Origin of the sequence: Microcoleus sp. PH2017_12_PCY_D_A, assembly GCF_020738565.1 — a bacterium.
GTDB lineage: Bacteria > Cyanobacteriota > Cyanobacteriia > Cyanobacteriales > Microcoleaceae > Microcoleus.
The window spans coordinates 1-3,891 of record NZ_JAEQCI010000225.1; the positions used below are offsets into that span (position 1 = coordinate 1).

Consider the following 3,891-nt stretch of genomic DNA (forward strand, 5'->3'; position numbering starts at 1 on the left):
TGAAGTCCTCACTACAAACTTTTAGGGATCAGAGGACTGAAGTCCTCACTACAAACTTTTAGGGATCAGAGGACTGAAGTCCTCACTACAAACTTTTAGCGGACTGTTGAGTTGTGGAATAGGTATGTTAAATAGATATTTCCTCAATTATAGCAAGATTTGGCAGCCAATTTTCGGGAGTTTCTGCTGGAAAATTTGATGAAGAAGCTTGGGTATCGTGGGTGCGGTTGCAGCGAGTCGCGAATTGACAGGAATCGCAAAGATTAGAACTAATTTGTACTTGGGGGAAAAATTCGCCACCTTCGGTATAGCGTTGTCGCCAGTCTGTTAGCTGCTGCAATATTTGGGTTAAATCTTGTTTTGTGCGATCGTGTTCTATTTGATTGTAGGCAAATGTGAGTTTTTGTGGCGGTTCTTCTCCTTGCAATTGTACGAACCAGTATGTCATAGAAACTTGTTCCGGGGAATAGTCGCTAGTTTCTACTAAGACATATAAATAGAGGCGGGTTTGCCAGCTTTCGGCTATCCATTTTGATTTTTGAGGGCGGGGATAGGTTTTCCAGTCGAGAATCTGGGCTGTAGTTGGTTCGGCTATTAGCAAGTCATAGATAACGGTGAATAGGTAGTCTTGAAAAATTAGGATGCGGGGGTGTTCGGCTTGGCGAAAAATTTGTTCGCTATTTTCTGAATTCGCAAAAAGTTCGGGGGCGGTGTTGATAAATGCTGCCACACATCGTCCTAGTTCCGGGTCTTGTTGGGTGATGAATTCAATCGGCAATCCTAGTTCTCGCTGCTGCATCAAAAGGTGAAAGCGGCTGCCCCATGTGAGTTTTTCTTTGTGTTCTGGGGATGCGGTGGTGGCGAGGAGTTCTAGGTAGCTGTGTTGAAATTTGCGGGGGCATTCTTCGAGGATTTTGAGTTGGGTTTGGGAGAGGCGGAGCATTTGTTTTGTAGTGTAATATTGTGGGTTTTTGGTAAGGTTTTATAATAGTAATTATGAAAAAAATAAGAGGATAGAGTCGTCGGTTGAAACCGATCCTAGACAAACAAAGTCCCTCTCTAAGAGACTGAAGAGTAAACATGAGTGACTTTGCTGATTCACAGTATAAATTAAGTTATATGAAAAGAGTCAAAGGGGCAAAGAGTATATTTATGACTACAGTCAAGAAGGTAAATTTATGCTCAAATTAAGCAACGCTATTCAAATTTAATTTGCCGAAGAACACCCTCTAAGCCACAGCGAATTCTGTGTACTTTCTCATTTCTGGGGAACGGAACCCCAGAACAATGCTATCTTTGGGAATTCCAGCATTGAGAAATTCGTTGGCGATGCCATCTTCTGTGCCATCTCGATGAATCCAAATTTTTCCATCGATAATTTCTACATGAATTAAGCAACCGTGAACTTGTCGCACTTTCTCCCAACCGAGAATCATCAGTAGATAGCGATCGTTCTTAGTATCAAATACCGTATGCCGCTGAATATCTCCGTCAGCGTATGGTATTTGAGCATATTCAGTGATGATGGAACAGATAATCTGACGGTAATGTTCTAAGCTATCCATTGCAGAATTACCTCCTTTTGGGGTTAAAAAACAATGAGTTTAACACGATTATTTCTGAGTAACAGCTTCCCGATTGGTTCTTCAAATAATCCTTCGTATATTTCATCATGAACGGCCACATAAAGTTTTCGTTCGGGTTGGATTTCTGCTAAAACATCATGGTACACAATGTATTGACCAATTGCTTTTTCTAGTTCGTTCATTTCCGATGCACCTACAAAGCTTTTGATTTCCACGGCAATTTTACGTTCCGCTTTTTCAGCAGCGATGAGTTTTTGAACTCCTAAATCTACATACATATCTTTAGTACCCCATTTCAGAGTAAGGGGATCGTGAGTAATTGTCCAGTTATCTTTAAGTAAAGCATTTTTTACACAGTTGTGGTAGATGTCTTTAGCGGGCATAATTATGATATTTTAGCTAAGTGTCATTAGTAAATGTGTGGGTGAAAGCTATTCGATCGATCTTTTTTTGCAGTCTGGCTTAATTATAACTTAGGCTAAGACTTGGTAAAAACTTCAAAAAGATTAAGCGCGATCGCCCTTTTGGGATCCCACATCGACTCATAGCGATCGCAATACCTCTTCAAACTGTCGCAGCGCCACACTAGAACCAATCTGCTTTCGCGCGATCGCAATATTGAGGAATTAACGTTTTGAGCTCGTAACCGGGAAACCAGCGACTCGTTTGAGACTCGCGGTACTGCTGCGACTCGAACTGATATATTGATAATTGACTTTGACGGTAAACCCAGAGTTCCAAAGGTGCGATCGCTTGATAATCCTCTGGTTTAGTCGTGCAAGTCAGGTCAATTTCAATCGCTAAATCTGGGGGTGGGTCTGTTTCTAAATCAATGCGCTCATTCCCTAATATTTGCTCCCGATTGTCGAGATAAAAACAATAATCTGGTTCGATTTCCTGTTGGTTAATTCGCTTCAGTGTAATTGGAGTAAATGCGTCCCAATCTCTGCATTCATGTCGCAGTAAAGCTTTGACAAAATCTGCCAGTATATCTGCATTCTTACCGTGTCTTGGCAAGGGTGACATAATTCTAATTTCTTGAGTTTTGCTGCTGTAACGAATTCTCAATCCAGCTTTATCCTCTCGGCGGGCTAGCAATGCCTCGTAATCTTGCCAAGTTCTAAATCGCAGGATGAGTTCGTCTCCGGCTGCGAGGGAAATTGTATCTTCAGTAATTGTGGGTAATACCATATTTTAATTCCCCGCCAAAATGGCTTTTTGCTAATTATAGCAAAATTATAGGTAACATTCCCTCTGTTATTTCTTCCCTACAAATACCCAATTTGTTGAGCAAACCACATCGCCGCCGTCCCATTTCCTTCAGTCAAAAGCTTTAAAGTCTCCGAAAGCAAAGCAATGGGCAATCCCTCAAGCGCCACCGAAAAATCGCATTCCTGATACTTCCCATTCTCCTGCAAGCGAAATGCTAATACTCTCACGCCATTAATATCTACTACCCAATATTCAGGAATTCCTAAAGCAGCATACAAGCGCTTTTTTTCATCTAAATCGCTCGTCAAAGTAGTATCGGAAATCTCTGCGACTAAATCGGGAACTCGCCATTGATTGAGATTGATGCGGCGCGGTTCCCCTTTTTGCCACTGCGGGAAATCTCCGCCAATGTATAAAACTTTATCTGGCGCACCTGAACCCACTTTAGGTTTCTCAATGACACAACCGCTAAGAGAATCAAAATTTTGTCCTATTTTGGTGGTAAACCACACAAAAAATATGATAGTAAACAGATCGTTAAATCTGGCGTGCTGAGGCCCTTCATTACCCATATCGATCCAAAGATATCCTTCATGAAAAAATTTTTTGGCTTCCGCTAAAGACGGATTTTCGCAAGCCTCTACATAATCTTCCCACGTGGCGGCTTGCCATTGTGGAATTTTGCCCGCTTCAGCAAGGATGAATTTTGCAGTTGTCACAGTCATAATTCACCAACAAATTAAGGATAGTTTTATACTAGCTTATGTGATTTTAGCTAAACAATGAAAACCTGTGCAGCCTAGCTTAAAGTTTGTAGTTTAATCTCAAACTCACATAACTTTCCAATTTTAGAGGGCGATCGCGCGAAAAAAGCCCCAAATGTTAGAGGGCGATCGCGCGAAAAAAGCCCCAAATGTTAGTCTGGTTGCAAGTCAAAGACTACCAGCAGCGAAGCTTGAGGCATGAGTTGACGCAGACACAGCAAGTGCCCGTCAGGGTAGTGCCCTGAAGGAAAGGATCGGAGTAAGCTATAATTAGAGAAGTGTTTCCCATAGCGTGATATGACATTAGAAATTAGTTGCCCTAATTGTTG

5 protein-coding genes are annotated in these 3,891 nt (G+C 41.7%); all 5 read right to left on the bottom strand.

The features are described from left to right. Positions 1–127 precede the first annotated feature (127 nt). Positions 128–943 (bottom strand): PD-(D/E)XK nuclease family protein, encoded by an 816-nt coding sequence (locus tag JGK39_RS32860; RefSeq protein WP_293262638.1) that lies wholly within the window; start codon positions 941–943, stop codon positions 128–130. Between the two features lie 286 nt (positions 944–1,229). Beyond that, complete coding sequence (locus JGK39_RS32865; RefSeq protein WP_293262635.1) at positions 1,230–1,565, bottom strand: XisI protein; 336 nt, start codon at positions 1,563–1,565, stop codon at positions 1,230–1,232. Positions 1,566–1,588: 23 nt separating this feature from the next. Next, positions 1,589–1,969, bottom strand: a complete 381-nt coding sequence (locus JGK39_RS32870; protein WP_293262632.1) for a XisH family protein — start codon at positions 1,967–1,969, stop codon at positions 1,589–1,591. Between the two features lie 202 nt (positions 1,970–2,171). After that, entirely contained in the window at positions 2,172–2,777 is a 606-nt protein-coding gene (locus tag JGK39_RS32875; protein WP_293262629.1) for a Uma2 family endonuclease, read from the bottom strand. Positions 2,778–2,854: 77 nt separating this feature from the next. Beyond that, positions 2,855–3,523, bottom strand: coding sequence for a Uma2 family endonuclease (locus tag JGK39_RS32880; RefSeq protein WP_293298952.1), 669 nt, complete (start codon positions 3,521–3,523; stop codon positions 2,855–2,857). Between the last annotated feature and the right edge of the window lie 368 nt (positions 3,524–3,891).

Excerpts from the sequence above, each read along its gene's own strand:
- JGK39_RS32860 (WP_293262638.1), bottom strand. The coding sequence starts at position 943 with ATGCTCCGCCTCTCCCAAACCCAACTCAAAATCCTCGAAGAATGCCCC.
- JGK39_RS32865 (WP_293262635.1), bottom strand. The coding sequence starts at position 1,565 with ATGGATAGCTTAGAACATTACCGTCAGATTATCTGTTCCATCATCACT.
- JGK39_RS32870 (WP_293262632.1), bottom strand. The coding sequence starts at position 1,969 with ATGCCCGCTAAAGACATCTACCACAACTGTGTAAAAAATGCTTTACTT.
- JGK39_RS32875 (WP_293262629.1), bottom strand. The coding sequence starts at position 2,777 with ATGGTATTACCCACAATTACTGAAGATACAATTTCCCTCGCAGCCGGA.
- JGK39_RS32880 (WP_293298952.1), bottom strand. The coding sequence starts at position 3,523 with ATGACTGTGACAACTGCAAAATTCATCCTTGCTGAAGCGGGCAAAATT.